This is a genomic window from Enterobacter cloacae complex sp. EB5 (assembly GCF_031432835.1).
GTDB lineage: Bacteria > Pseudomonadota > Gammaproteobacteria > Enterobacterales > Enterobacteriaceae > Enterobacter > Enterobacter hormaechei_C.
Genome location: NZ_CP133860.1, coordinates 810,111 through 834,569 on the forward strand (window position 1 = coordinate 810,111; position 24,459 = coordinate 834,569).

General features: G+C 58.6%; 21 protein-coding genes. 7 read left to right on the plus strand and 14 right to left on the minus strand.

The features are described 5' to 3' along the window. Positions 1-4 precede the first annotated feature (4 nt). A complete protein-coding gene (locus tag RHN82_RS03970; RefSeq protein ID WP_310398868.1) occupies positions 5-1,069 on the minus strand; it encodes an efflux RND transporter periplasmic adaptor subunit in 1,065 nt (354 codons plus the stop codon). A gap of 105 nt (positions 1,070-1,174) precedes the next feature. Then, the gene (locus RHN82_RS03975; protein ID WP_047052874.1) at positions 1,175-3,883 is read right to left on the minus strand and encodes a cation-transporting P-type ATPase; all 2,709 of its coding nucleotides are present in this window, start codon (positions 3,881-3,883) and stop codon (positions 1,175-1,177) included. A gap of 488 nt (positions 3,884-4,371) precedes the next feature. On the opposite strand from RHN82_RS03975, the gene RHN82_RS03980 reads away from it, so the two are divergent. Continuing rightward, positions 4,372-4,620 carry a DUF1158 domain-containing protein gene (locus RHN82_RS03980; RefSeq protein WP_003858875.1) on the plus strand — a complete coding sequence of 83 codons (249 nt, stop codon included), beginning with the start codon at positions 4,372-4,374 and terminating at the stop codon, positions 4,618-4,620. On the opposite strand, the gene RHN82_RS03985 is transcribed toward RHN82_RS03980, so the two are convergent. Further along, positions 4,606-6,174 carry an alpha/beta hydrolase-fold protein gene (locus RHN82_RS03985; protein WP_047052872.1) on the minus strand — a complete coding sequence of 523 codons (1,569 nt, stop codon included), beginning with the start codon at positions 6,172-6,174 and terminating at the stop codon, positions 4,606-4,608. The two genes, RHN82_RS03980 and RHN82_RS03985, sit on opposite strands and share 15 nt — an antisense overlap. A 123-nt stretch (positions 6,175-6,297) precedes the next feature. Between RHN82_RS03985 and RHN82_RS03990 the strand changes: the two genes are divergently transcribed. Then, a complete protein-coding gene (locus RHN82_RS03990; RefSeq protein WP_047052870.1) occupies positions 6,298-8,442 on the plus strand; it encodes a TonB-dependent siderophore receptor in 2,145 nt (714 codons plus the stop codon). Between the two features lie 73 nt (positions 8,443-8,515). On the opposite strand, the gene RHN82_RS03995 is transcribed toward RHN82_RS03990, so the two are convergent. Both RHN82_RS03995 and RHN82_RS04000 read right to left on the minus strand, forming a co-directional pair. Next, the gene (locus tag RHN82_RS03995) at positions 8,516-8,857 is read right to left on the minus strand and encodes a RamA family antibiotic efflux transcriptional regulator (RefSeq protein WP_003858880.1); all 342 of its coding nucleotides are present in this window, start codon (positions 8,855-8,857) and stop codon (positions 8,516-8,518) included. Between the two features lie 32 nt (positions 8,858-8,889). Continuing rightward, positions 8,890-9,993, minus strand: a complete 1,104-nt coding sequence (locus RHN82_RS04000; RefSeq protein ID WP_047052868.1) for a RomA family MBL fold metallo-hydrolase — start codon at positions 9,991-9,993, stop codon at positions 8,890-8,892. 191 nt (positions 9,994-10,184) lie between these two features. Between RHN82_RS04000 and RHN82_RS04005 the strand changes: the two genes are divergently transcribed. The 3 genes from RHN82_RS04005 to nfsB all read left to right on the plus strand — a co-directional run bounded on the left by RHN82_RS04005 (position 10,185) and on the right by nfsB (position 11,907). Beyond that, on the plus strand, positions 10,185-10,775 hold the full coding sequence (locus RHN82_RS04005; protein ID WP_003858882.1) for a TetR/AcrR family transcriptional regulator: 591 nt from the start codon (positions 10,185-10,187) through the stop codon (positions 10,773-10,775). Next, on the plus strand, positions 10,765-11,133 hold the full coding sequence (locus RHN82_RS04010; RefSeq protein ID WP_047052866.1) for an MmcQ/YjbR family DNA-binding protein: 369 nt from the start codon (positions 10,765-10,767) through the stop codon (positions 11,131-11,133). The genes RHN82_RS04005 and RHN82_RS04010 overlap by 11 nt, the downstream gene beginning before the upstream one ends. Before the next feature lie 120 nt (positions 11,134-11,253). Further along, positions 11,254-11,907 carry an oxygen-insensitive NAD(P)H nitroreductase gene (nfsB, locus tag RHN82_RS04015; protein WP_003858884.1) on the plus strand — a complete coding sequence of 218 codons (654 nt, stop codon included), beginning with the start codon at positions 11,254-11,256 and terminating at the stop codon, positions 11,905-11,907. Positions 11,908-11,943: 36 nt separating this feature from the next. Here the strand turns inward: nfsB and RHN82_RS04020 are convergent, their stop codons facing one another. From RHN82_RS04020 to RHN82_RS04030, 3 genes are read right to left on the minus strand one after another with little or no spacing between them, the layout of a single operon-like run. Beyond that, positions 11,944-12,231 carry a helix-turn-helix transcriptional regulator gene (locus RHN82_RS04020; RefSeq protein WP_015571209.1) on the minus strand — a complete coding sequence of 96 codons (288 nt, stop codon included), beginning with the start codon at positions 12,229-12,231 and terminating at the stop codon, positions 11,944-11,946. Next, on the minus strand, positions 12,212-12,418 hold the full coding sequence (locus RHN82_RS04025) for a hypothetical protein (RefSeq protein WP_047052864.1): 207 nt from the start codon (positions 12,416-12,418) through the stop codon (positions 12,212-12,214). Before RHN82_RS04025 ends, RHN82_RS04020 begins: the two co-directional genes overlap by 20 nt. Positions 12,419-12,466: 48 nt before the next feature. Further along, positions 12,467-13,336: a helix-turn-helix transcriptional regulator gene (locus tag RHN82_RS04030; RefSeq protein WP_017382554.1), complete on the minus strand. Its 870-nt coding sequence runs from the start codon at positions 13,334-13,336 to the stop codon at positions 12,467-12,469. 107 nt (positions 13,337-13,443) lie between these two features. On the opposite strand from RHN82_RS04030, the gene RHN82_RS04035 reads away from it, so the two are divergent. Next, entirely contained in the window at positions 13,444-14,880 is a 1,437-nt protein-coding gene (locus RHN82_RS04035; protein WP_039271415.1) for an MFS transporter, read from the plus strand. A 67-nt stretch (positions 14,881-14,947) separates the two neighbouring features. After that, positions 14,948-16,192 (plus strand): mechanosensitive ion channel family protein, encoded by a 1,245-nt coding sequence (locus tag RHN82_RS04040; RefSeq protein WP_022650531.1) that lies wholly within the window; start codon positions 14,948-14,950, stop codon positions 16,190-16,192. On the opposite strand, the gene RHN82_RS04045 is transcribed toward RHN82_RS04040, so the two are convergent. The 6 genes from RHN82_RS04045 to RHN82_RS04070 all read right to left on the minus strand — a co-directional run bounded on the left by RHN82_RS04045 (position 16,193) and on the right by RHN82_RS04070 (position 24,373). After that, a complete protein-coding gene (locus tag RHN82_RS04045) occupies positions 16,193-17,164 on the minus strand; it encodes a LacI family DNA-binding transcriptional regulator (RefSeq protein WP_047052861.1) in 972 nt (323 codons plus the stop codon). It abuts the gene before it with no gap. Positions 17,165-17,239: 75 nt separating this feature from the next. Beyond that, positions 17,240-18,382 (minus strand): Gfo/Idh/MocA family protein, encoded by a 1,143-nt coding sequence (locus tag RHN82_RS04050; RefSeq protein WP_047052859.1) that lies wholly within the window; start codon positions 18,380-18,382, stop codon positions 17,240-17,242. Further along, complete coding sequence (locus tag RHN82_RS04055; RefSeq protein WP_047052856.1) at positions 18,375-19,400, minus strand: sugar phosphate isomerase/epimerase; 1,026 nt, start codon at positions 19,398-19,400, stop codon at positions 18,375-18,377. The genes RHN82_RS04050 and RHN82_RS04055 overlap by 8 nt, the downstream gene beginning before the upstream one ends. A 15-nt stretch (positions 19,401-19,415) precedes the next feature. Continuing rightward, on the minus strand, positions 19,416-20,651 hold the full coding sequence (locus RHN82_RS04060) for an MFS transporter (RefSeq protein WP_047052854.1): 1,236 nt from the start codon (positions 20,649-20,651) through the stop codon (positions 19,416-19,418). 260 nt (positions 20,652-20,911) lie between these two features. Next, positions 20,912-22,297: a phenylalanine transporter gene (gene pheP / locus RHN82_RS04065; protein ID WP_047052853.1), complete on the minus strand. Its 1,386-nt coding sequence runs from the start codon at positions 22,295-22,297 to the stop codon at positions 20,912-20,914. 102 nt (positions 22,298-22,399) lie between these two features. Then, positions 22,400-24,373: a PhoX family phosphatase gene (locus RHN82_RS04070; protein ID WP_047052851.1), complete on the minus strand. Its 1,974-nt coding sequence runs from the start codon at positions 24,371-24,373 to the stop codon at positions 22,400-22,402. Positions 24,374-24,459 lie beyond the last annotated feature (86 nt).

Consider the following 24,459-nt stretch of genomic DNA (forward strand, 5'->3'; position numbering starts at 1 on the left):
CTCCTTAATTCAGTATCTGGACGGCAACGCCTGGCTGCACGCGCTGCGCACCGTCAGTAATCGCTCGCTCACCGGGCTTCACGCCGGAGGCAATCCGGAACTGCTGGCCGATCTGCCCGGCGACCTTCAGCGGACGCATTTCGGCTTTGCCATCGGCGTTAACCACCCAGGCAAAGAACCCGTCGCCATTCTGCTGTACGGCAGCGGCGGGCAGGGTCAGCACCGGTTGCTCGCTTACCGGACGCAGGTAGACGTTCACGTTGCCGCCGGGCAGCAGCTGATGGCGCGGGTTGGCGAACTCGGCGCGCAGCATCACGCTGGCGGTGCGCGGGTCGATGCGGTTGTCCACGGAGGTGAGTTCACCGCTGATGCGCTGGCCGTTGCTGTCAATCAGCGCCTGCCAGGCCTGCTTCATGGCGCTGATATCCGCATGCTGTCCGGCTTTAGTGGCAAACGTGCCCTCTTCCAGCGCAAAGGCGATGCGGATGGGATCGAGCTGCACCACCTCCACCAGCACACCGCTGGCAGGATTCACCAGACTGCCGACGTGAAAGTTGCTGTGCCCCACGCGTCCGTCAATCGGTGAGGTAATGCGCGTGTAGTCGAGGGTGACGCTGCGGGTCTCGAGCCGGGCTTTCGCCTGCTCCAGCGCGGCGCTCGCTACGTCGCGCTGCATGCGGGCGTTGTCCACGTCGTGGCGGCTGATGGCGTTACTGCTGCCCAGGCTTTCGAAGCGGGACAGCTGCTGCTGCGCCTGACGCAGCGTGGCTTCGGCGCTTCTCACTTCGGCCTGCGCCAGACGCAGGGCGGCGCGCGGCTCGGCGTCGTCCAGTTCGAACAACACGTCGCCTTTTTTCACGTACTGCCCGTCGCGGAAGTGGATTTTCGTTATCACGCCTTCCGTACGCCCGCGCAGCTCAACGGTGTGAATGGCTTCAATGCGGCCCGGGATCTGACGCTCGGCGGCGTGGGCGGTCTGCTCCACGGTGGCGACACGCACGGGAATGGCGGCGGCGAATGCGGGTGGCAGGGTGCAGGCGAGGAGTGCGAACAGGAGTGGGAATTTCATGGGAGTACCTCAGGGTTGTTGCCCTCACCCCGGCCCTCTCCCACGGGGAGAGGGAGGTCAGAGTTCCCTCTCCCCGTGGGAGAGGGTTAGGGTGAGGGCAAAAGGTTATGCAGCCTTACGGAACCTGCGGGTCAGTCGCTTCTCGATTTCGACGACGAAGAACATCACCCCCGCCACCGCCAGCGTCACGAACCAGTAGCGCAGCGGCAGCGCTTCGGTGCCGAACAGCATCTGCATAAACGGCAGGTAGATGATCGCCGCCTGGAGCAGGAACAGCACGCCCGTTACCAGCCAGATCCCTTTGTTCGCCAGCAGGCCGCGGTTCAGGGAGAACCCGTCGGTGTTGCGGCAGTTAATCATGTATACCCACTGGGCGCAGACCAGCATCTGCAACAGCACGGTGCGGATGAACTCCGCGCTGTGGCCGCGCGGGGCCAGCCAGGCTTCCAGCGCAAAGGCGGCAATGGCAATCATGGTGCCGACAAAGGCCACGCGCCAGACGGCGTAGGCGTCCATCACGTGCTGCCCGGTCTGACGCGGCGGGCGGCGCATAATGTTGCGCTCGGCGGCCTCGAAGGCCAGACCGAAGGAGAGCGTGGCGGAGGTCGCCATGTTCATCCACAGGATCAGCACCGGCGTCAGCGGAATGATGTTCCCCGCCAGCAGCGCAATCACAATCAATAGCCCCTGCGCCAGGTTGGTCGGCATGATGAACAGGATGGTCTTCTTCAGGTTGTCGTAAACGCGACGCCCCTCTTTCACCGCGCTGGCGATGGTGGCGAAGTTATCGTCCGTCAGGACCATATCCGCCGCCTCTTTGGTCACTTCCGTGCCTTTGATGCCCATCGCGATACCCACGTCCGCCTGGCGCAGCGCCGGGGCATCGTTCACGCCGTCACCGGTCATGCCGACGATTTCGCCTTTGTCCTGCAACGCTTTCACCAGGCGCAGCTTATGCTCCGGGCTGGTACGGGCGAAGATGTCATACTTCACCGCCGCTTCCGCCAGCTCGGCGTCGTCCATCTTCTCCAGCTGGTAGCCGGTAACCGCCTGCTCGCTGTTGGTGATCCCCAGCATCTGGCCGATGCTCATCGCCGTCTGCGGGTGATCCCCGGTGATCATCTTCACGCGGATCCCCGCCTGCTGGCAGGCGTTAATCGCCTCAATCGCTTCCGGACGCGGCGGATCCATCATCCCGGCAATGCCGAGGAAAATCAGGCCGTGGCTCAGGTCGTCGTGAGTTAATGCCTGCTCGCCGTTCGCTGGCTTGAACGCCGCGGCGACCATGCGCAGCCCCTGACGCGCATAGCGCTCCATCTCCGTTTCCCAGTACGCGCGGTCAAAGGCTTGCGCACCGTTGCGGGTCTGCTGCTGCTCACACAGGGCGAAAATCACGTCCGGCGCGCCGGTGATCAAAATCTGCTCTTCACCGCCAATCTGGTAGTGGGTGCTCATGTACTTGTACTGCGAGTCGAACGGGATCTTGTTGACCAAGGTGGTCTCGACCGGCGCGAGGTGCGCTTTCGCCGCCAGCACCTTCAGCGCGCCCTCGGTCGGGCCGCCGGTGATGCCCCACAGCCCGCGCTCGTCCTGAATCAGCTGGCTGTCGTTACACAGGTCGATGGTGCGCAGGTACTGCTCCAGCACGGTGCCCGGCTGGATCTGCACCGGCTCGTCGCTGCCTTCGAGGTAGATGTTGCCCACCGGCTCGTAGCTGTTTCCGTCCACGCGATAGCAGGTGTCGGCGGTGATGATGGCTTTCACCGTCATCTCGTTCATGGTCAGGGTGCCGGTTTTATCCGAGCAGACCACGGTCATCGCGCCCAGGGTTTCAACCGTCGGCAGCTTGCGGATAATCGCCCGCTTGCGCGCCATCGCCTGCACGCCCAGGGAGAGTATAATGGAGATAATCGCCGGCAGACCTTCCGGCACGGAGGCTACCGCCAGGCTAATCAGGGAGAGCAGCAGCTCGCCCATCGGGATCTCGCGGAACACCAGGCTGAAGACAAACAGCGCGGCCATCATCGCCAGAATGATGGCGAAGATCGCTTTACCCAGCTTGTCCATCTGCACCAGCAGCGGGGTGCGGTGTTTTTCAATGCCCGCCATCATCTGGTTGATGTGGCCGAGTTCGGTCTCCTGGCCCGTGGCAATGACCACGCCCACGCCGCCGCCCGCGCTGACCGTCGTACCGGAAAAGACCAGGTTCGTGCGGTCGCCCAGCGGTAATTCGCCGTTCAGCGGGTTCGTGTGTTTATCCACCACGGTGGATTCACCGGTCAGAATTGCCTCTTCCACACGTAAATTATGCGCTTCGATTAAACGCATATCCGCCGGAATACGATCACCTGCGCGCAACACAATAATATCGCCCGGGACGATTTCCGTCGTCGGGATAGTTTCATGGTTGCCGTTACGAATAACGCGCGCCTCGCTGGAGAGCATATTGCGAATACTCTTCAGGGATTTTTCCGCGTTACTTTCCTGAATGTGGCCAATTAAGGCATTGATTACCGCCACGCCCAGAATAACCAGCGTATCAACCCAGTGTCCCATGACTGCCGTTAATACGGCGGCCGCCAGCAGGACGTAAATCAGGACATCGTTAAAATGCGCGAGAAAACGCAGCCAGCCCGGCTTGCCTTTTTTCTCCGGCAGCGCGTTCGGGCCATGTTTCTGCAAACGTGCCTGCGCCTCGGCGCGGTCCAGGCCATTAGCCTGGCTCTGCGCCTGAGCAAGCACCTGCTCTACGGTCTGCTGGTACGCCTGCCCGCCTGCGGGTGGCATATTCTGCGAGAAATTTTTTTTGGTCATGGTATTTTTCCTTCAATATCCGGTGGACGGAAGCCGGAATTCCTTTCTGGCTTTAAATAATTCATTTTTAAATCTTGCGGGTTAAATTGATCTACCGCAATATATTGACTACCCGGTTATTCAAAACTGATTAAAATTATTTCGACGCGTTGATTTTTACAAAATATTTCTAAACCAACACTAAACGAGGAGGAAGCATGTTTGGTATTTATCGCGGACGGCGCCTGGCGTTATACATTGTCGCAGCCATTGTTATTGCGACGTTAATTGGATATAGCACCTATAGCTTTGTAAAATTATTTTCGTGAGAAAGACGTTTATTTACATAACGCGATATTAATTTAATCGCCGCGGAAATATTATCTATTTTCTGTTATTAATTCTCAGAATAACGGTGGCCTTTCACCCAATTTTGCCAGTGGGCATGATATTGCTTTACGTTTCAGGATGCCGGACAATGACATTTTTAACTGACGATTAACATTACGATGAAACACCCGTTAGAATCGCTGCTCACCGCAGGGGGCATTTTGCTGATGGCCCTGCTCTCCTGCCTGCTATTACCTGCGCCGTCGCTGGGTCTGGTGCTGGCGCAGAAGCTGGTTCAGACCTTTCATATGGTCGATCTGAATCAGCTGTACACCATTCTGTTCTGTCTGTGGTTTTTGGTGCTCGGCGCCATCGAATTCTTTATCCTGCGTTTCATCTGGCGCCGCTGGTTTTCACTGGCGTCGTAAGCCAGTGAGATCGCGCATCCCGTGGATTAGCGCTTCACACCAGGCCGCGTAGTCGTGGCCGCTGGATGAGGGGTGGAAGCTGACGCGGTAGCCTTTATTCCTCAGCACCTGTTCAAAATCCTGCGTGGTGCGATAGATACCGCCGCCCGGCCCCGTGGTTTCAAACTTCCCGGCCTGTAACCAGAAACGCACCGGATACGGTGGAGACTGTTGGTACTGACGCGTCAGCCAGCCGGGGGCGTCACCTTCTGGCGCCCACCAGTAAGAACCGGAAAGGCTCAGCACGTTGCCAAACAGGCGCGGATAGCGCAGCGCTACCCATGAAGAGGCAATTCCCCCATAGCTTGATCCTGCCAGTACGGTTTTCTGCCGCTGCATGCCAATGCCCTTCCCCCGCAGCCACGGCAGCAGTTCGTGCGCCATAAAGTCAGCAAAATCCGGGTTCGGCGGCAGCTCGTTGCCGCGACGGGCGTGATCGAGGCTGTCGATAAACACCACGTTAATCGGTGGCAGGTGATGCCGGGCAATCAGACCGTCCAGCACGTTGGCAAAATGGTATTCGTCCTGATAAACCTGTCCGTCGAAGAGGATGAGCGTCCAGCGTGCAGGCTGTGCGCCGCGCGGTTGGTAGATCATCACGTCGCGGGCATTGCCGAGGATGTTGCTGCTCAGCCTCTGGCGGCTCAACGTCCCGTGTACCAGCGGCTGTGCCGTAGCCCGAACGGAGCAGTAGCGCGCCGGGCTGAGATCGAGCAGAGAATAGCGATTCCAGCGATCGGTCTTCTGCTCCCCGAAGGTATTCGGGTTAAGCGGATCGGCCTGCGCGCTCACCAGGATGGCGCGGCGTTGATCGCGGGCAGAGCCTTCAACGATCGGCACATCGGGGGCGAGCTTGTACTGCATCACCGTATCAGCGGGGACCACGTAGCTGCGGAACCAGACGTCGCTGTTGCCCAGGCGGAACAGCGGATCGTGATCCCCCGCCGGCGAGCCGAGAATGAAGACGTTATCCCGCGCGCCGCGCCACAGAAAGGTCACGCGCTTATGGCTCGCATCTACCGGCTCAACCATCGGCGTTCCCTGTCGACGCTGCGCCTGCCAGAACGCCTCGGTACTTCCACCGGCAGAAATGTCGTTTGCCAGCGCCTTCAGCGTCGGGCTTTCTGGCACCAGCATCTGCACGCGTGGTAACGGAGAGGTCTCTTTCATTCGCCACTGAAAACGCCACGGCTTGCCGGCTTCGCCGTGTAGCACCAGCGAGGTGTTCTGTTTCACCGGCAGAGCAAACAGCAGCGTGTGTTCCCCGTCGGCAGGACCGTTTTCGACCAGCGTGCGAATGCGGCGGTTTTGTCCGTCCAGCAGGCGCGCATCCGTCACGCCATGCAGCGTGGCGGAAACGTAATTTTCACCCAATTCAGGCAGGGAGAAGCAGACTTCGCCGCTGGCATCAAACTTTCCCTGAATATCGCCCTGCCGGGACGATTGCTCGCACGTTGCCGCCACGGCGGGCAGCGCGCCGATCCCCAACAGCAACCCACTCCATACCCTCTTCATTACCGCTTGTTCCCCAACGAAATTTGTTAACAACGCTAATGCAAATGGTAATAATTTGCAATATCATCAACGGCGATTTACCGGTGTTTTTATGGCGATAGCAACCAAGGACGTTCAATAAAAATGTTTAAAAATAATAAGATAATGCAGCTCTGGCTGCTGAGTCTGGCGACGACCAGCGTCGCGGCTCAGGCAGAAACGAAAGAAGAAACGATTACGGTAACGCAGGGCGTGAGTGAAGAGCCCACTGCGCCCGTAAAAAGCATTGTGGCGACGAAAACGCTCTCCGCCACCAAGACCAGCGCGGAGATCGTGAAGACGCCGCAGTCGGTATCGGTGATCACCCGCGATCAGATGAACATGCAGGACGTCACCTCCGTTTCGCAGGCGCTGCGCTACTCGGCGGGCGTGTTTACCGAGTATCGGGGCTCGTCTAACCGTAACGACGAGGTGTTTGTGCGCGGCTTTAGCTATGTGCCGAAATTCCTCGACGGCTTAAGCTTTGGCGCAACGGCTTCCTCACAGACGGGCACAGTTGACCCGTGGCTGCTTGAGCGCGTGGAGCTAGTGCGCGGCCCGGCGTCGGTGCTGTTTGGACAGGTGAATCCGGGCGGATTAATCAGCATGACCAGCAAGCGCCCGACGGCGGAGGCCATTCACAACGTGCAGTTCCGCACCGGCAATCACGATCTCGCCGAAGGTGCGTTTGATTTCGGCGGCAGGCTGAGCGACGACGGCGGCGTGCTGTATCGCGTGAACGGCATCGCCCGTACGCAGCATAATCAGGTGGACGATTATAAAGAGACGCGGATGGCGATCGCCCCGGCGATCACCTGGTACCCGAACGATCAGACCCGCTTTACGCTGCTGACCAGCTACCAGAAAGATCCGGATGCCGGATACCGCAACTTCCTGCCCGCCTACGGCACGGTGAAAAGCGTCGACGGGAAGTACATCCCGCGCAACTTTAACGTCAGCGATCCGAATTACAATCAGTCCTGGCGCGAGCAGACGATGATTGGCTACGAGCTGGAACACCAGTTCGCCGACAACCTCACCTTCCGCCAGAACGCCCGTTACGCCACCATCAAGCAGAAATATCGTTATCTGGTTTACGCCAACAGCGCGGCCAACAGCACGGTGTTGACCCGTCGCGCCCAGCATGAAGAGCGCACGACCAACGAATTTGGCCTTGATAACCAGCTGGAATATCTGCTGGAGACCGGAAGCGTCAGCCACACCCTGCTCGGCGGGTTTGATTACAAGACCAGTAAGGATAAACAGCTGCTGGCGCGCGGGAGCGGCTCACAGTATGACCTCGACTGGACAAACCCGGTTTACGGCGTGAACGTGGATGAAAGCACCTTCAAAACGGCGTCCGACGAGCAGCAAAATCTCGACCAGATAGGTCTGTATCTTCAGGATCAGATGAGCTGGAACAACTGGGAGTGGCTGGTTTCCGGGCGCTACGACTGGAGCGAAGTGCGTACCAACGACTTCACCGACAACAGCTTAACCCAGCAGAACGACAGCAAATTTACCTGGCGCACTGGCCTGCTGTACGCGTTTGATTCTGGCCTGTCGCCGTACGTCAGCTACAGCACCTCGTTTGAACCGAACCTGCAAACCAACCGTGCGCCGGGCGTCGCGCCATTCAGGCCGACTACCGGGGAGCAGACCGAGATTGGCCTGAAATATCAGCCGGTCGACACCACGCTGATGACCCTGGCGCTGTACGATTTAACTCAGGACAACGTCGCGACCTATAACAGCGCTGAAGGCTGGTTCGAAAATGCGGGCAAGGTGCGTTCGAAAGGCGCCGAAGCGGAAATCCACGCCACGCTGATGGATAACATCAACCTGATTGGCTCCTACACTTACACCGATTCAAAAACCGAAAGCACCACGGTGGCGGGAACTGAAGGCAAAACGCCTGCGCGCATTCCGGCGCATATGGCATCGGCATTCGCCAGCTATACCGTTCCGGGCGGGGCGCTGAAGAGCCTGACCGCTGGCGTGGGGATGCGCTACATCGGCACCAGCTACGGCGATGCGAAGAACACCTTTAAGGTGCCATCGGTGGATCTGTATGACGCGATGCTGCGCTACGACCTGGGCGAGATGAACCGCAGCCTGAAAGGGGCAAACGTGCAGTTCAACGTCAATAACGTGGCAGACACGAAGTATGTGGCGTCGTGCGCAAGCGATACGGCGTGCTTCTACGGGATTGGCCGGACGGTGACGGCGACGGTGAATTACAGCTGGTAAGCATGGTGCGGTCTGATCCACTCACTCCGGCCCTCTCCCCTTTGGGGAGAGGGTTAGGGTGAGGGGATGTTTTTCAGTGCGCCCGACCGTGGTTTTCTTTGCGATACGCACCGGGCGGCTGGTTGAAGGTGCGGGTAAAGATGCGGGTAAACGTCTGCTGCGAGTCAAACCCGTAGCGCAGGCAGATGTCGTACACCCGCTCGTCTGACTCACGCAGATCGCGCGCCGCCATCAGCAGCTTGCGTTCGCGGATGTAGCGCCCCAGACTTTCGCCTTTGTACTGCATAAACAGCCGCTGTAAATGCCATTTTGAGTAACCCGCGTGGCGGGCAATTTCTTCGATGCGTAACGGCTGGTGTAGGTTGTCATCGATCCATTCGACAATCGTATCAATGACCTGAGCGGAAATCGTCATACTGCTCTCCCCCTCTGCTTCTCGCTTAAACATTATTCCCACCACTCGCGAAATTGTTGCGTGGTATCACTCACCCGCACGGGTTCGCCCAGCTCCGGCGTCAGCAGCCGGTAGTTTTTATCCTTACTGGCTTTCGCCAGCTGGATCAGTGGATCGTTCCAGGTATGTTTCGCCAGCACAAAACGCCCGTTATGTCCCGGTACGACCGCTTTGGCATTGAGATCTGCCGAGGCCTGCGCCGTTTCTGCCGGGTGCATATGGATGTACTTCCAGTCCTGGTCGTACTGCCCGTTTTCCATGATGGCTAAGTCAACTCCGCCAAACTGCTCGCCAATAGCCTTGAAGTGCGGGCCGTAACCGGAGTCACCGCTGTAGTAGACCTTTCGCTCTGGGGTGACAAACATAAAGCTGCCCCACAAGGTCTGGTTACGCTTAATGCCGCGCCCGGAAAAATGGCGCGCCGGCAGAACGTGTACCGTCAGCGCATCGCTGATATGCACCGACTGGTTCCAGTCCCGCTCGTCGATTATCTCCGGGTTCATCCCCCAGTAGCGCAGATGCGACCCCACGCCCAGCGGCGTGACCACGCGCTTAACCTTCGGCAGCAGCGCCTTGATGGTGGCGTAATCCAGATGGTCATAGTGATCGTGGGAGATAATCAGCAGGTCGATCTCCGGCATGCTCTCCGCACGCCACGGGTACTCCCCCACAAACGCTTTATTGAGGAACGAGAACGGTGCGGCGTAGCTACTCAGAACCGGATCGATCAGGATGCGTTTCCCCGCCAGCTGCATATACCAGGAGGAGTGGCCGAGCCACACCAGTGTGTCCTGTTCAGGCGACAGGCTCGCCAGATCGGTTTTCACCAGCGGCAGCGGCTGCGCAGGACGGGCGTTTTCGGTTTTACGGGTAAGGAACTGCCACCACGCCACCAGCATATTTTGTTGCCCGGTAAAGCCCGGCGTAGGGAGCGTGTTATGGAATTGCCCGTCGCGATAGTGCGGAGAGGCTTCCACTTCAGAGAGCTGCGCACCCTGCGGTGGCTGGCCAAATCCGGCATTCAGTACAAACGGTAAACTGGCAGCTGAAGCAATAATCATGACTAACACCACGCAGATGAATAGAGGCTTTTTCATTTCCTGACCCGCCTACGCGCCCCATCCGATGGTTTGCGCGGGTGATACTTGATTATGAGTGAGTAAGCACTCATTATAGATAGGATGATTACGCCGTCAAGAAGGTTTTCGATCTTTGACATTCCGCGTTGCAGCGTATCAAGGCTCGTGTTTCAATCAGGGCTTTTACAATTGACGGGAGGAAAAATTTAGTGGCACGTCCGAAGAGTGAAGATAAAAAACAGGCCTTACTGGAAGCAGCAACGGCTGCGTTTGCGCAGTCAGGTATTGCCGCCTCAACGGCGTTAATTGCCCGTAATGCGGGCGTCGCTGAAGGGACACTGTTTCGCTACTTTGCTACCAAAGACGATCTGCTGAATGCCCTCTACCTGCATCTGAAGCAGGATCTCTGCCAGACCATGCTGGCGAATCTCGATCGCACCATCACCGAGCCAAAAGAGCATACCCGCAATATCTGGAACAGCTATGTGGACTGGGGCATTCGTAACCCCCTGGCGCATGCGGCTATCCGCCAGATTGGCGTCAGTGAAAAGCTAAACGCCGAAACCGAGCAGGCGGTGAAAGACATGTTCCCGGAGCTGCATGAACTGTGTCGTCGTTCGATCCGCCCGGTGTTTATGTCTGACGAGTTTAAGACCTTCGGTGATGCAATGTTCTTATCGCTGGCTGAAACCACCATGGAGTTTGCCGCGCGCGATCCGTCCCGTGCCGTCGATTTTAAAGCGCTGGGCTTTGAAGCCATGTGGCGCGGGCTTGCTGAGGAAGATAACCATGGACAGTAAATCCTTGCAGGAACATGCCAGACGCGTCGCGCTGGAGATGCCTTTTACCGAACATTGCTGGCCGTTTGGCCCGGAGTATGACGTGTTTAAGGTGGGCGGGAAAATTTTTATGCTGATGGCGACGGCACACGGTCGGGCCCACGTCAGCCTGAAATCCGATCCGGAAAAATCGCTGCTCAATCAGCAGATCTACCGTGGCGTGGAGCCCGGTTACCATCTGAATAAAAAACACTGGATCTCCCTTTATGGCACGGACGACATCACGCCTGAACTGGTCACCGACCTGATTACGGATTCGTGGAATCTGGTCGTTGATAAACTGCCGAAAAAAGATCAGAAGTGGATTCGGTCAGCCTGATTGTTCGTCTCAGACGAACAGAATAAGCGCTCGAATCGCACTTATCTTTTCCCGCTTCGCGCGGTAATCTGCTTTCCTTTCACGCCCGCCCGCGGGCGAATTTCATCACCAGGAGTTGTTATGGATATTATTTCTGTCGCCCTGAAACGCCACTCTACCAAGGCGTTCGACCCAGCCAAAAAACTGACCGCAGAAGAAGCGGAAAAAATCAAAACGCTGCTGCAATACAGCCCGTCCAGCACCAACTCCCAGCCGTGGCACTTTATTGTTGCCAGCACTGAAGAGGGTAAAGCGCGCGTGGCAAAATCCGCGGCGGGCACCTATGTGTTTAACGAACGCAAAATGCTGGATGCCTCTCACGTGGTGGTGTTCTGCGCGAAAACCGCGATGGACGATGCCTGGCTTGAGCGCGTTGTCGATCAGGAAGAGGCTGACGGCCGTTTCGCCACGCCAGAAGCAAAAGCCGCAAACCACAAAGGCCGCTGCTATTTTGCCGACATGCACCGCGTGGATCTGAAAGATGACGACCAGTGGATGGCGAAGCAGGTTTACCTGAACGTCGGCAACTTCCTGCTGGGCGTGGCCGCGATGGGCCTGGATGCGGTACCCATCGAAGGGTTTGACGCCGCGATCCTCGATGAAGAGTTTGGCCTGAAAGAGAAAGGCTTCACCAGCCTGGTGGTGGTCCCGGTCGGGCATCACAGCGTGGAAGATTTTAACGCCACGCTGCCGAAGTCTCGTCTGCCGCTGAGCACGATTGTGACTGAGTGCTAAGCGCTTCTGGCACGCCGGCTATCGGCGTGCCCGTTTTCAGTAAAGCGTTATCTGCGGATGCTTTACCCCGCACACCAGCGCATAACGCGTTAATGTATCGAGACTCGCCCGGGTAATATTTGCTTCCATTCGTGATACCGTCGGTGCGCTGACGCCCATCCGCTCCGCCACCTGGGCGCGCGTCAGACCAGCATGATTGCGCCATTGCGCCAGCATCTCCCGCAGGCGTTCCTTGCGCTCTTCTGCATCAAAGGAAGCCTGAACTTCTGAATCGCTTAACAGTTCAGCTCTGAGTTCGTCCCAGTCAATAATCTTTTTGCTCATCCAACATCTCCTGTTGTCGTTTCAGTGCCAGACGGAGTTCAGCAGAGGGCGTTTTTTGCGTCTTCTTAATAAATATCCCCATCGCCGTCGGGTTAGCGAGAAATTTATCAAGCTGGCGGTCAGCTTCGCCTGTACTCCTGAAGGCAGAAAAAGGCTCCCTGATATTAGCATATGAGGCAATTTGCATTAAAGGCTAAGTCACGCGTTGATTCCCTGAAAGCCCCTCGCAAAAAACTTACTTCCCCTGCTCCGCCAGCCACGCCATCGCCCTCTCCCCTGCCTCATCCACGGGTAAATAGACCAGCAGCCGCGATCCGTTTCGCGGGGCGGAGTACCAGTACATCTGCTGGAGATGAAAATCCCCCAGCTCGGGATGGGTGAACAGCTTGAGCTGGTTCTCCACGCCGCGCACGTCGTTACGCTGGTGCCACAGGGTTTTGAACTCTTCGGACACCGCAAAAAAACGCGCCAGCTTCGCTTCCCAGAGCGGGTCGCCACGGTGCTCAGCCATGGCCGCGCGGAAGTAGGAGACGAAAATCGGCAGCACGTCGTCACGTTTGCCGAGCCGCGCGCGCCACGCCGGATGGGTGAGGAACAGGTAAATACAGTTGCGATCTTCCGGCGGGATGGCGTTGAAATCGACGCCCATCAGGTGGCCGAAGCTGTCGTTCCACGCCACGATATCGAAATTCGGTTTCTGAATACTGGCAGGTTTCGGCATCAGGGTATCCAGCAGGCGTCGCGTGCCTTCGCTGATCCCCTCGCAGCACACCGCCTGCGGGGCTTCACCCGGCGGCAAACCGGCGAGCACAAAAAGATGTCGGGCTTCGGTCGGGGTGCATTGCAGCGCCTTTGCGATGGCGGCCATCACCGCGCTGGACGGATTGACGTCCCGGCCCTGCTCCAGCCAGGTGTACCAGGTCACGCCGACATCCGCGAGCATCGCCACCTCCTCCCGACGCAGGCCCGGCGTGCGGCGGCGGCCGCTGCGCGGTAAGCCGAGGCGCTGCGGATCGAGGCTTTCGCGCCGGGCACGCAAAAACGCGCCCAGCTGCTTGCGGGTGTCATCCTGGAGAGAGGTGACAGGTTCAGACATCAGCGCCATAACATCTCCTGCATGGTAGTGCCAGTACCAGTATAAGCAAGAACTGGTACCCGTTTATCAGATGGTTGATGCTACGACTCTACGCTGTTTGACGCAATGGAGTCATCATGAATACGTCAGTTGTTTCACCGGGTCGTGCGGGCCTGATACTGCTGTTAACCGGCCAGATGCTGCCGCTGATTGATACCTCAATCACCAACGTGGCGCTGGATTCCATCACCCATTCATTACACGCCACCGCCACCGAACTGGAGCTGATCGTCGCCCTCTACGGCGTGGCCTTTGCCGTCTGCCTGGCCCCCGGCAGCAAGCTGGGCGATAACCTTGGCCGCCGTCGCCTGTTTATGTGGGGCGTGGCGTGTTTTGGCCTGGCCTCGCTGCTGTGCGGCATGGCGGGCAATATCGAACAGTTACTTGGCGCGCGCATTATTCAGGGCGCGGGCGCCGCGCTGATCATGCCGCAAATTCTCGCGACGTTGCATGTGACGTTAAAAGGAACGGCACACGCCAGAGCGATCAGCCTGTTCGGGGGTATCGGCGGAATTGCATTTATCGTCGGCCAGATGGGTGGCGGCTGGCTGGTGTCGGCGGACATCGCCGGGCTGGGCTGGCGCAACGCCTTCTTTATCAACGTGCCGATTTGTCTGGTGGTGCTGGCGCTGAGCCGTCGCTACGTGCCGGAAACCCGCCGCGACACGCCGTCGCGCATTGACTGGACCGGGACTGTCCTGCTGACGGCAATACTGTGCTGTCTGCTGTTCCCGATGGCGCTCGGCCCGCAGTGGCACTGGTCGTGGCCGCTGAAAGCCGCACTGCTGGCGATTGTACCGCTGGCCTGTTTGATGGTGCTGAACGCGCGCAAAAAAGAGCGTGAGAATGCCCACCCGCTCATCGCCCCGCGCCTGTTGCAGCTGCGCAGCATCCGCTTTGGCGTACTGATTGGGATACTCTTTTTCAGCGTCTGGTCCGGGTTCATGTTCTGTATGGCGTTGACCATGCAAAGCGGTCTGGGGATGGCGCCGTGGCAGTCCGGGAACAGCTTTATCGCGCTCGGCGTCACCTATTTTATTTCTGCCTGGTTCGCCCCACGCCTGATTGCCCGCTACAGCACCAGCGCCATCCTGCTGACCGGGCTTGCGATTCAGCTTGTCGGCCTGGTGGCGCTGATCGCCACGTTCCGTCACTGGGGAATGCAGAATACCGCGCTGACGCTGGCCCCGGCCACCGGGCTGGTGGGTTACGGGCAGGCGCTGATTGTAAACAGCTTCTACCGCATCGGGATGCGCGATATTCAGCCTGACGACGCAGGGGCCGCGAGCGCGATTTTAAGCACGCTGCAACAGGCTGCGCTGGGGCTTGGCCCGGCCATTTTCGGCGCGATTTTGCTGCACGGGCTGCAAAATCATCACGGAGATTACACCCAGGCGGTCAACGTCTTCCTGATGGTGGAAACGGCCATGATGGTGGTGCTGGCGCTGGTCACGCTGCGTATGCGCCATCGTCTGTGTTTACCGGTCGTCAAGGCCTGTCCGGCGACAAAATAAAACTGCCTGAATTTGCATAATAGATCCGCAGCCGCCATTATGGGGCTGCATCAATACAGGAGACGTTATGCAGGAATTAATTGCTCAGGTTGAAGAGTTAGGGATTGAAATTAATCACACCACCTCTTTAGTGATTATCTTTGGTATTATTTTTCTTACAGCCATTATCGTTCATTTTATTCTGCACAAAGTGGTGCTGCGCGCATTCGAGAAACGCGCCCAGGCCAGCAGCCATTTATGGTTGCAGATCATTACGCAGAACAAGTTATTTCACCGTCTGGCGTTTACCCTCCAGGGGATAATCGTCAACGTTCAGGCGGTTCTGTGGCTGCAAAAAGGCAGCGAAGCGGCGGAATTACTCACCACCTGCGCAAAATTGTGGGTGATGGTTTATGCCCTGCTCTCCTTCTTCTCGTTGCTGGACGTGATTTTCAATCTGTCGCAGAAAATGGCTACCGCCTCGCAGCTGCCGCTGAAGGGGATATTCCAGGGCATCAAGCTGGTGAGCGCCATTCTGGTGGGGATACTGATTATCTCTCTGCTGATCGGTCAGTCACCCGCCATTCTGATAAGCGGCCTGGGTGCGATGGCTGCCGTTCTGATGCTGGTCTTTAAAGACCCGATACTGGGCTTAGTGGCGGGCATTCAGCTCTCCGCCAACGACATGCTCAAGCTCGGCGACTGGCTGGAGATGCCGAAATACGGCGCCAACGGCACGGTGACCGACATCGGCCTGACCACCGTGAAAGTGCGCAATTTCGATAACACCATCACCACCATTCCGACGTGGGCGCTGGTGTCCGATGCGTTCATCAACTGGAGCGGCATGTCCGCCTCCGGTGGTCGCCGCATCAAGCGCAGCCTGAATATCGATACCACCAGCATTCATTTCCTCGACGAGCAGGAGCAGCAGAAGCTGATTCAGGCGAAACTGCTGAAGCCGTATCTGGCCGCGCGTCATGAGGAAATTAACCTGTGGAATCAGCAGAACGGCGAAGGGGAATCGGTATTAAACCTGCGCAAGATGACTAATATCGGCACCTTCCGCGCCTACCTGAATGAATATCTGCGTAACCACCCGCGTATTCGTAAAGATATGACGCTGATGGTGCGCCAGCTCGCGCCGGATGCCAACGGGCTGCCGATTGAAATATATGCCTTTACCAACACGGTGATCTGGGCGGAATACGAAGATATTCAGGCCGACATCTTCGATCATATTTTCGCGGTGGTGGATGAATTTGGCCTGCGTATTCACCAGTCGCCAACCGGAAACGATATTCGCTCGCTGGCTGGCGTTATCGCCAGATAATCAGGTGCTGGCGCGGGAAATAAAGCGCCAGTCCATCATGACCCTCTCCGTGGGCGCATCCGGGTTGTCGATCTTATTTAACAGCAGATTGACCGCCTTGCGCCCGATATCCCGCGACGGCTGTTCAATGGTGGTGAGTGAAATCATCTCCGCCAGCTCGGTGCCGTCAAAGCCGACCACCGCGATATCTTCTGGCACCCGCAGCCCTGCCTGCTGAATGGCGCGCAGCGCCCCCGCCGCCAGCGTATCGGAAACGGCAAATACCGCATCCGGCGGGTTTGCTTTTAACAGGTTTTGCATCGCCGCCATGCCCGCACCGGAGCTGAGTTCGCTGGCGTACTCCACCGCCTGATAGTCCAGATCCCGCAGGTGTATGACGCTCTTATAGCCGCGCTCGCGCAGACGGGCATATTTGTAGCTGAGGTCGTGGTTGATCAACGCAATGCGTTTGCGGCCCCCGTCGGCAAGCTGGCTGACAACGTGCTGGGAGGCATCAACATCATTAATCCCCACGCAGGAGACCGCGCCCGCATCGGCGTATTCAGCGCACTGCACCCACGGCGCGTTGCCAATCAGCGCGGCCAGCTCCGGCAGTTTCGAGAATGCATCCATGGTGATAATGCCGTCGACGATTTTACCGGAGAGCAGGCTTAAGCCCGAGCGGGAGCGCTCAATATCCGAGCCGGAGTTGCACAGCAGAATGCGATAGCCGTTCTTTTCCGCCTCGGCTTCGATGCCCTTCACCACTTCGGCACAGAACGGGTTGGCGATGTTCGAGACCATCACCAGGATCATATAGCTGCGGGCAGTGCGCAGCTGACGCGCCAGCAGATTGGGCTGGTAGTTACTCTCCTGGATCGCCTGCAAAACGCGCTCGCGGTTTTTCGCCTTCACGGTATCGCTGTTATTCAGTACGCGGGAGACCGTTGCCACGGATACCCCGGCCAGTTGAGCGATTTTCTGAATTGACATAGCGACGATACATCCTGCGGTTAGCGTTTTGTGCAGGCTACCACAAATTGATTGCCCGGCGAACCGGGCAATGCGTCAGTATTCCACGCGCACCCAGCGCTGCTGCTGATGACTTTTCACAATTGCATCAATGATATACATCACACTGGCGCCATCGTGGAAGGTGGCAAACTGCGGATTATCCGGCATCGCGCCCGCCTGCACGGCACGGTAAAACTGCCCCATCATATTTTTAAAGGCATCCGGCCAGCCTTCAATGTGCCCGCCGGGGAAGTGGGCGCTGTCGGCCACGTCACGGTTCATCAGGCCCGGATCGTCGCTGAGTATCTGGTTTGCCCTGGCGCGATGGCCGATCCACAGCTGCTGCGGGATTTCCTGATCCCACGCCACCGACTGCTCGCTGCCGTTAATTTCAAAGGTCAGGCGATTTTTTCGCCCCGCGCTCACCTGCGAGACGCTAAAGCTGCCCTTGCTGCCGTCGTCAAAGCGGAACAGCACCGAGCCAAAGTCTTCGGTGGTGACCGGTTTGTCTTCATACTCCGCCTGCTCGTCATGGGAGAAGGTCTGATGACCGCCCGCGCTGGCCTTGCGCGTTGGCCAGACGGTGGATAAATCAGCCATCACCCCGGTAATGCGCCTGCCGGTCACATACTGTACCGTATCGCACCAGTGGGAGCCGATATCCGCCACCGTCCGCGACGCGCCGCCGAGCGCGGCATCCACCCGCCAGTTGTAGTCGGTTTCCAGCAGCATCCAGTCCTGTAAATAGCTGCCGTGCGAGGCAAACAGCCGCCCGAGGCTGCCCGCGCGCATCATGCTCGCCGCCTGGCGCACCATCGCAAACTGGCGATAGACAAAGCTCACGCCGTGCACCACGCCCGCCTGCTCCGCCAGCGCCACCAGCTCGCGCGCCTCGTCCGGCGTCATGCACAGCGGCTTTTCGGAAAACACGTGCTTGCCCGCACGCAGGATCTGGCAGTTAATCTCCGCGTGCAGGTGGTTCGGCGTGCAGTTGTGCACCGCGTGCAGATTAGGGAGCGCGAGCAGTTCCTCCACGCTGGCACAGGCGTGCGGCACATTGAGCTGGTGCGCCTTTTCCTGCGCCTTAACGAGCGAGCCGTCGCAGAGCGCGACCACCTGCACAAAGCCGAGACGCCTGAGCGCCTCGATATGCGCCGGGCCAATAAACCCGCTGCCGATAATCCCGACGTTAATCATGGCTGCCCCCTGCGGCGAAATCATCAAACGCCCGTCCGGAAACCGGGATGATATTACGGCGGATAAATTCGCTGCCCTCACTCGCGCCGGCATCGCCATCCTTCAGGCAGCACTCCCACTCCAGCACCGCCCAGCCGTCGTAGTCGTACTGGGTCAGCTTGCTGAAAATGCCCTTAAAGTCGATCTGTCCGTCGCCGGGCGAGCGGAAGCGTCCGGCGCGGTTGATCCACGGCTGGTAGCCGCCGTAGACGCCGCTGCGCCCGCAGGGGCGGAACTCGGCATCCTTGACGTGGAACGCTTTAATGCGCGCGTGGAAGATGTCGATAAAGGCCAGATAGTCCATCTGCTGGAGCAGCATATGGCTTGGATCGTAGAGAATATTACAGCGCGGATGGTTGTCCACCAGCGCCAGAAAACGCTCGAAGGTGACGCCGTCGTGCAGATCTTCCCCCGGATGCAGCTCAAAGCAGACGTCCACGCCCTGCTCGTCGAAGGTATCCAGAATCGGCCGCCAGCGGGTCGCCAGCGCCTGGAACGCCTCCTGAAAGCGCTGCTCGTTGTGCGGCGGCCACGGATAGAAAAACGGCCAGGCCAGCGATCCGGAGAAGGTGGCATGCGCTTTCAGGCCTAATCGGGCCGAGGCGACCGCCGCCTGCTTCAGCTTTTCCGTCGCCCACGCCTGACGCGCCGCCTCGTTACCGCGCACGAAAGCAGGGGCGAAATGGTCAAACGCCTCGCTGTAAACCGGGTTTACCGCCACAAGCTGCCCTTCCAGATGGGTCGACAGCTCGCTGATGACCAGCCCATGCGCGGCCAGCTTGCCCGCGATTTCATCGCAGTAGGCCTGACTCTCTGCGGCTTTCTCCACATCAAAGATATGCGGATGGTTGCAGGGGATCTGCACCGCTTTGTAACCCTTCCCCGCCGCCCATCCTGCCAGCCCGTCGAGCGTGTTGAAGGGCGCTTCCCCGCCAATAAACTGCGACAGAAAAATGCCCGGCCCTTTCATTGTCCTCATACCACCTCCTGAACATTACGCCTTGTCATCGTCATACTTAAACGTGAGAAGGAAAATCAGCGCGATCGCCGCGGCAGCCACCGCCGGGATCCACCAGAATGTGACCCACGCCTGCGGCACGGTCTGCCCTGCCACCAGACGGTTGTAGAGCGCGCCGGAAATCTGCGAGCCGAGCAGCATGCCGATGCCGTAGGTGAACATCACGATCATGCTCTGCGCCTGGCCTTTCACCTTTTCGCCCGCCACGCGGTCGGTGTAGATAAAGCCGACGACAAAGAAGAAATCGTAGCAGACGCCGTGGAGCAGAATGCCGAGATACAGCAGAATGCGCCCCTCCTCGCTGACGCCCAGCGCGAACATGGCATAACGCACGAACCATGCCAGCATGCCGATCAGCAGCATATATTTCACGCCCAGGCGGCGGAACAGCAGAGGGATAACCAGCATGAAGACGATCTCAGACATCTGCCCGAAGGACATGGCGGTGCTGACGTCGGCAATCCCGGCATCCGCCAGATACGAGGCGGTGTAGGCGTAGTAGGTGCCGAGCGGGACGGAAATCAGCATCGCGCAGACGGAGAAGACGAAGAAGTGGCGGGTTTTGAGCAGCGCAAAGGCATCCGCGCAGAAGAGATCGCGCACCTTCACCGGCAGGCCTTTCGCCGGGGCGGGCGTGTGCGGCAGCGTCAGGCTGTAGATCGCCAGCAGCACGGAGCTTATCGCCGCCACCTGGAAGATGGTGACGCTGGACGCCACGCCGGTGACACCGATGAAAATGCCCGCCGCGATCCAGCCGATGGTGCCGAACACGCGCACTACCGGGAAGGTTTTATCCACGTTCGCCAGGCTGTGAAACGCAATGTTGTTGGTCAGCGCCAGCGTCGGTATATAGCAGAGCGTGTAGCCAAACAGCAGGCCAATCAGCAGCGCGCCGTTCTCAGCAATCAGCGCCCCCGGCACGAACCAGAGGATCGCCGCGCCCGCGAGGTGCATCACCGCCATCACCTTCTGCGAGGCAAAGAAGCGGTCCACCAGCATCCCGAGCACGAACGGCGAGAGAATGGAAGCGATAGGCCCGGCAGAGAACGCGTCGCCAATCAGCAAAGACATGTTGTGCTGGCTCATCACCAGGCCAAGCGTGACCGACCAGCTACCCCAGATAAAAAATTGCAGAAACATCATCAGCGACAGACGCGGCACCAGCAGCCGGTGCTGCGCTATCGCCTTTTCACTACTCTCAGTTGACACCATGATAAGCCTCACCCGGAAAAAGTAATCGATTACAAATGCGTTCAAATGAAAAGTAATCGATTACAAAATAAAGATCCTGTGGATCGAAACAGAATTGGGAGAGGGGTCACGATAAAGGTGAAGGGGAGGTGCCGGGTGACGGCTGCGCCACCGGGCGTTAAGGCGGGCAGTGTGGTGCGGTCTGGTGCCCTCACCCCGGCCCTCTCCCACAGGGAGAGGGTGCAAATACTAAAAACGGCAACCAGGTTGCCGTTTTGCTTTTACCTTCGTGAAAGCTTAAACGCGATAAACAGGAACACCACCCACACCGGCAGCAGCATCGCTGACAGGCGCATCTCATCCATGGTGCACATCAGCACCAGAATCAGGCCGAGGAAGGCGATACAGAGGTAGTTCCCCGCCGGATAGAGCAGCGCTTTAAACTGCGTCTCGCGCCCTTTGCGGCGCATTGCCGCGCGGAAGCGCAGGTGCGCCAGGCAGATCATGATCCAGTTCAGCAGCAGCGTGGCGACAACCAGCGCCATCAGCAGGCCAAACGCCTCTTTCGGCAGCAGATAGTTAATCAGCACTACCAGCGAGGTGATAGCGCCAGAAAGGAACAGCGAATTGATCGGCACGCCGCGACGGCTGACGCGGGTGAGGAACTTCGGCGCGTTGCCCTGTACGGAGAGGCCAAACAGCATGCGGCTGTTGGAGTAAACCCCGCTGTTGTAAACCGACAATGACGCCACGAGAATGACGAAGTTCAGCGCCGAAGCCACCACGTTGCTGTTTAAATCGTGGAAAATCATCACGAACGGGCTGCTGTCAGATTTCACTTCCACCCACGGGTAGAGCGCCAGCAGCACCACCAGCGAGCCGATATAGAACAGCAGGATACGGTACACCACCTGGTTGACCGCTTTCGGAATGCTTTTGTGCGGATCGCGCGCTTCAGCCGCGGTGATGCCAATCAGCTCCAGCCCGCCGAAGGAGAACATAATGACCGCCAGCGACAGGATCAGCCCTTTCCAGCCGGTCGCCAGAAAGCCGCCGTGCTGCCACAGGTTGTCGATGCTTGCGCGCTCGCCGCCGTGACCGGAGAACAGCAGCCACAGGCCAAAGCCGATCATGCCAATAATCGCCAGCACCTTGATCAGCGCAAACCAGAACTCGGTCTCGCCATACAGGCGCACGTTCACAACGTTAACGGCGTTAATGATGATGAAGAAGGCCGCGGCCCAAATCCACGTCGGCACGTCCGGGAGCCAGTACTGCATATAGATGCCAGCGGCGGTCAGCTCTGCCATGCCCACCAGCACGAACATCACCCAGTAGTTCCAGCCGGAGAGGAAACCTGCGAACGGCCCCCAGTATTTATAGGCAAAATGTGCGAAGGAGCCGGACACCGGCTCTTCAACGACCATCTCGCCGAGCTGGCGCATGATCAGGAAGGCGATAATCCCGGCGAGAGCGTAACCCAGCAGAACCGCCGGGCCAGCCATTTGGATGGCGGGGCCGATGCCGAGAAACAGCCCGGTCCCGATCGCGCCGCCGAGGGCAATTAACTGAATATGTCGATTTTGCAAACCACGTTGCAGCGTCGGACTCTGATCCGACGAAGCTTCAGCGCTACCATGGCCTGAAGCGGATGACGCGTCTTTCACGCCCTACCCCTGTCTCTTTTTTAGAAGGGGCACGTTTTAACACTTCATGCTGGTGGTAGCAAGCTTAACGCCGGGCCAGCGCATGCGCCCGGCGGATAAACGTCACGACCCGATGATCCCGCCGTCCGCTTTGGTAATCACCACCGTTGACGATCGCGGACGCCCGTTCGGGCTGGCGTCTGGCCAGTTGGAAACGGCGCGCGGATTGGCCGGGTCGGTAATATCATCCCCGCCCTCCCCCGGATGCTGAATATTGATAAACAGCGTGCGGTTGTCCGGCGTAAACGCAATGCCGGTGATTTCGCACCCGCGCGGCCCGGTCAGGAAACGGCGATACTCGTTGGTGCCCGGAATGGTGGCGACCATCTGGTTATTGCCCATCCCCTCGTACGCTTTCTTATTGATGGTGCTGGAGGAGACGTCGGTCTGGATCCACAGGACACCCTGGTGATCGAACGACAACCCATCCGGGCTGCCGAATGCCGCGCCCTGCATGGAGCCTTTGGCCTTCGGATCGTCGCCGTCGGTACGCCCGGCCATAACCAGAATATCCCACTTAAAGCGTGCGGCGGCAGGATCGGCGCCGTCTTCGTGCCAGTGCATGATGTGCCCAAACACGTTGTTGGCGCGCGGGTTAGCGGCATCGACCGGCGCCTTGCCCTCTTTACCGCGATCGCTGTTGTTGGTGAGCGTACAGTAGACGCTGCCGCTGGCGTGCGGATCGACGGCAATCCACTCCGGGCGATCCATTTTCGTCGCCCCCACCACGTCGGCCGCCAGGCGGGTTTTAATCAGCAGATCGCCCTGGCTTGCAAAACCGTTGCTTTTATCCAGGCCATTTTGCCCGAAGATCAGCGGCAGCCAGTCGCCGCTCCCGTCCTGGTTGAACCTGGCGACGTACAGCGTGCCGGACGTCAGCAGCTGCATATTGGCTTCCCGGTTCGCGGGATCGTATTTTTTGTCGGAGACAAACTTATAGATGTACTCAAACTTCTGGTCGTCGCCCATGTAGACCACCACGCGATTATCGGCGGCGAGCGTGACGGCGGCCCCCTCATGCTTGAAGCGGCCCAGCGCGGTGTGCTTACGCGGGGTGGAGGTCGGGTTGTAGGGATCGATCTCCACCACCCAGCCGAAACGGTTGGGTTCGTTAGGGGTTTTATCGACGCTGAACCGCTCATCCACCTCGTTCCAGCGATAGGACTCATCGCTGTCGCTGATGCCGTAGCGTTTTTCCAGCGGATTGAGATCGGCTTTTTTCACAAAAATGTCCGACCAGTTCTCCTCGCAGGTGAGATAGGTGCCCCACGGCGTGTGGCCGTTGGCGCAGTTCTGCATGGTGCCCAGCACGCGTTCCCCCTGCGGGTCGGCGGCGGTTTTCATTAAGTCCTGATGCCGCGCCGGGCCGGTAAGCTGCATCGGCGTATTGACGGTAATACGCCGGGCGAAGGAAGACGGACGCACCACCTCCCAGCCGCTGCCCGTTTTTTTCACTTCCACCACCGACACGCCCATCGCGTTCTGCCCCTTGCGGGCTTTGTCGAGGCTCCAGTTCGCCGTACCGTCGGTAAACAGCATCCCGTTATCGATGTATTCATGGTTCAGCGCCAGCAGACCATGCTCCGGGTTTTGCGCCCCCTGCGGCAGGCTAAACCACGCCATGCCGTCGTGGTGCATGCCCGCCTGCACAGCCTGTTCGTCTGTGGTATTGCTGGCGTCCGGCTTAAAGGCCGGCATGTTGTCTTTGATCCCCGTCGGATCTCCCCAGCGATAGAACGGGCGGGCAATATAGCCTTCCGGCACCCTGACCGTGTCTTCCGTAGAGACGTCGATGCTGGTAAAGCCCAGGGAAACCGCTTTTGCCAGCGCGGAAGGCTTCGATACCGCGGCAATGGCATTTTCGGGTGTGATCAGATACGGGAATGATACGGCGGCCCCCGCTACGGCCCCCATCTGGAGAAAACGGCGGCGGGAGAGGAACACCTCTGCCACCTCGGAGAATACCGGGTTAGCGCTGCGGTTACTGATATCGTCGCGATGTTCTTTTTTAAATACGGATTTGAGGGGTCTGCCCATAGCGGCTTCCTGTCATTGGCCAAGAGGTAAGGATGTGGCGACCAGTGTAAGAAGCTTTTATTACAATTTTATAACACGACAACGAA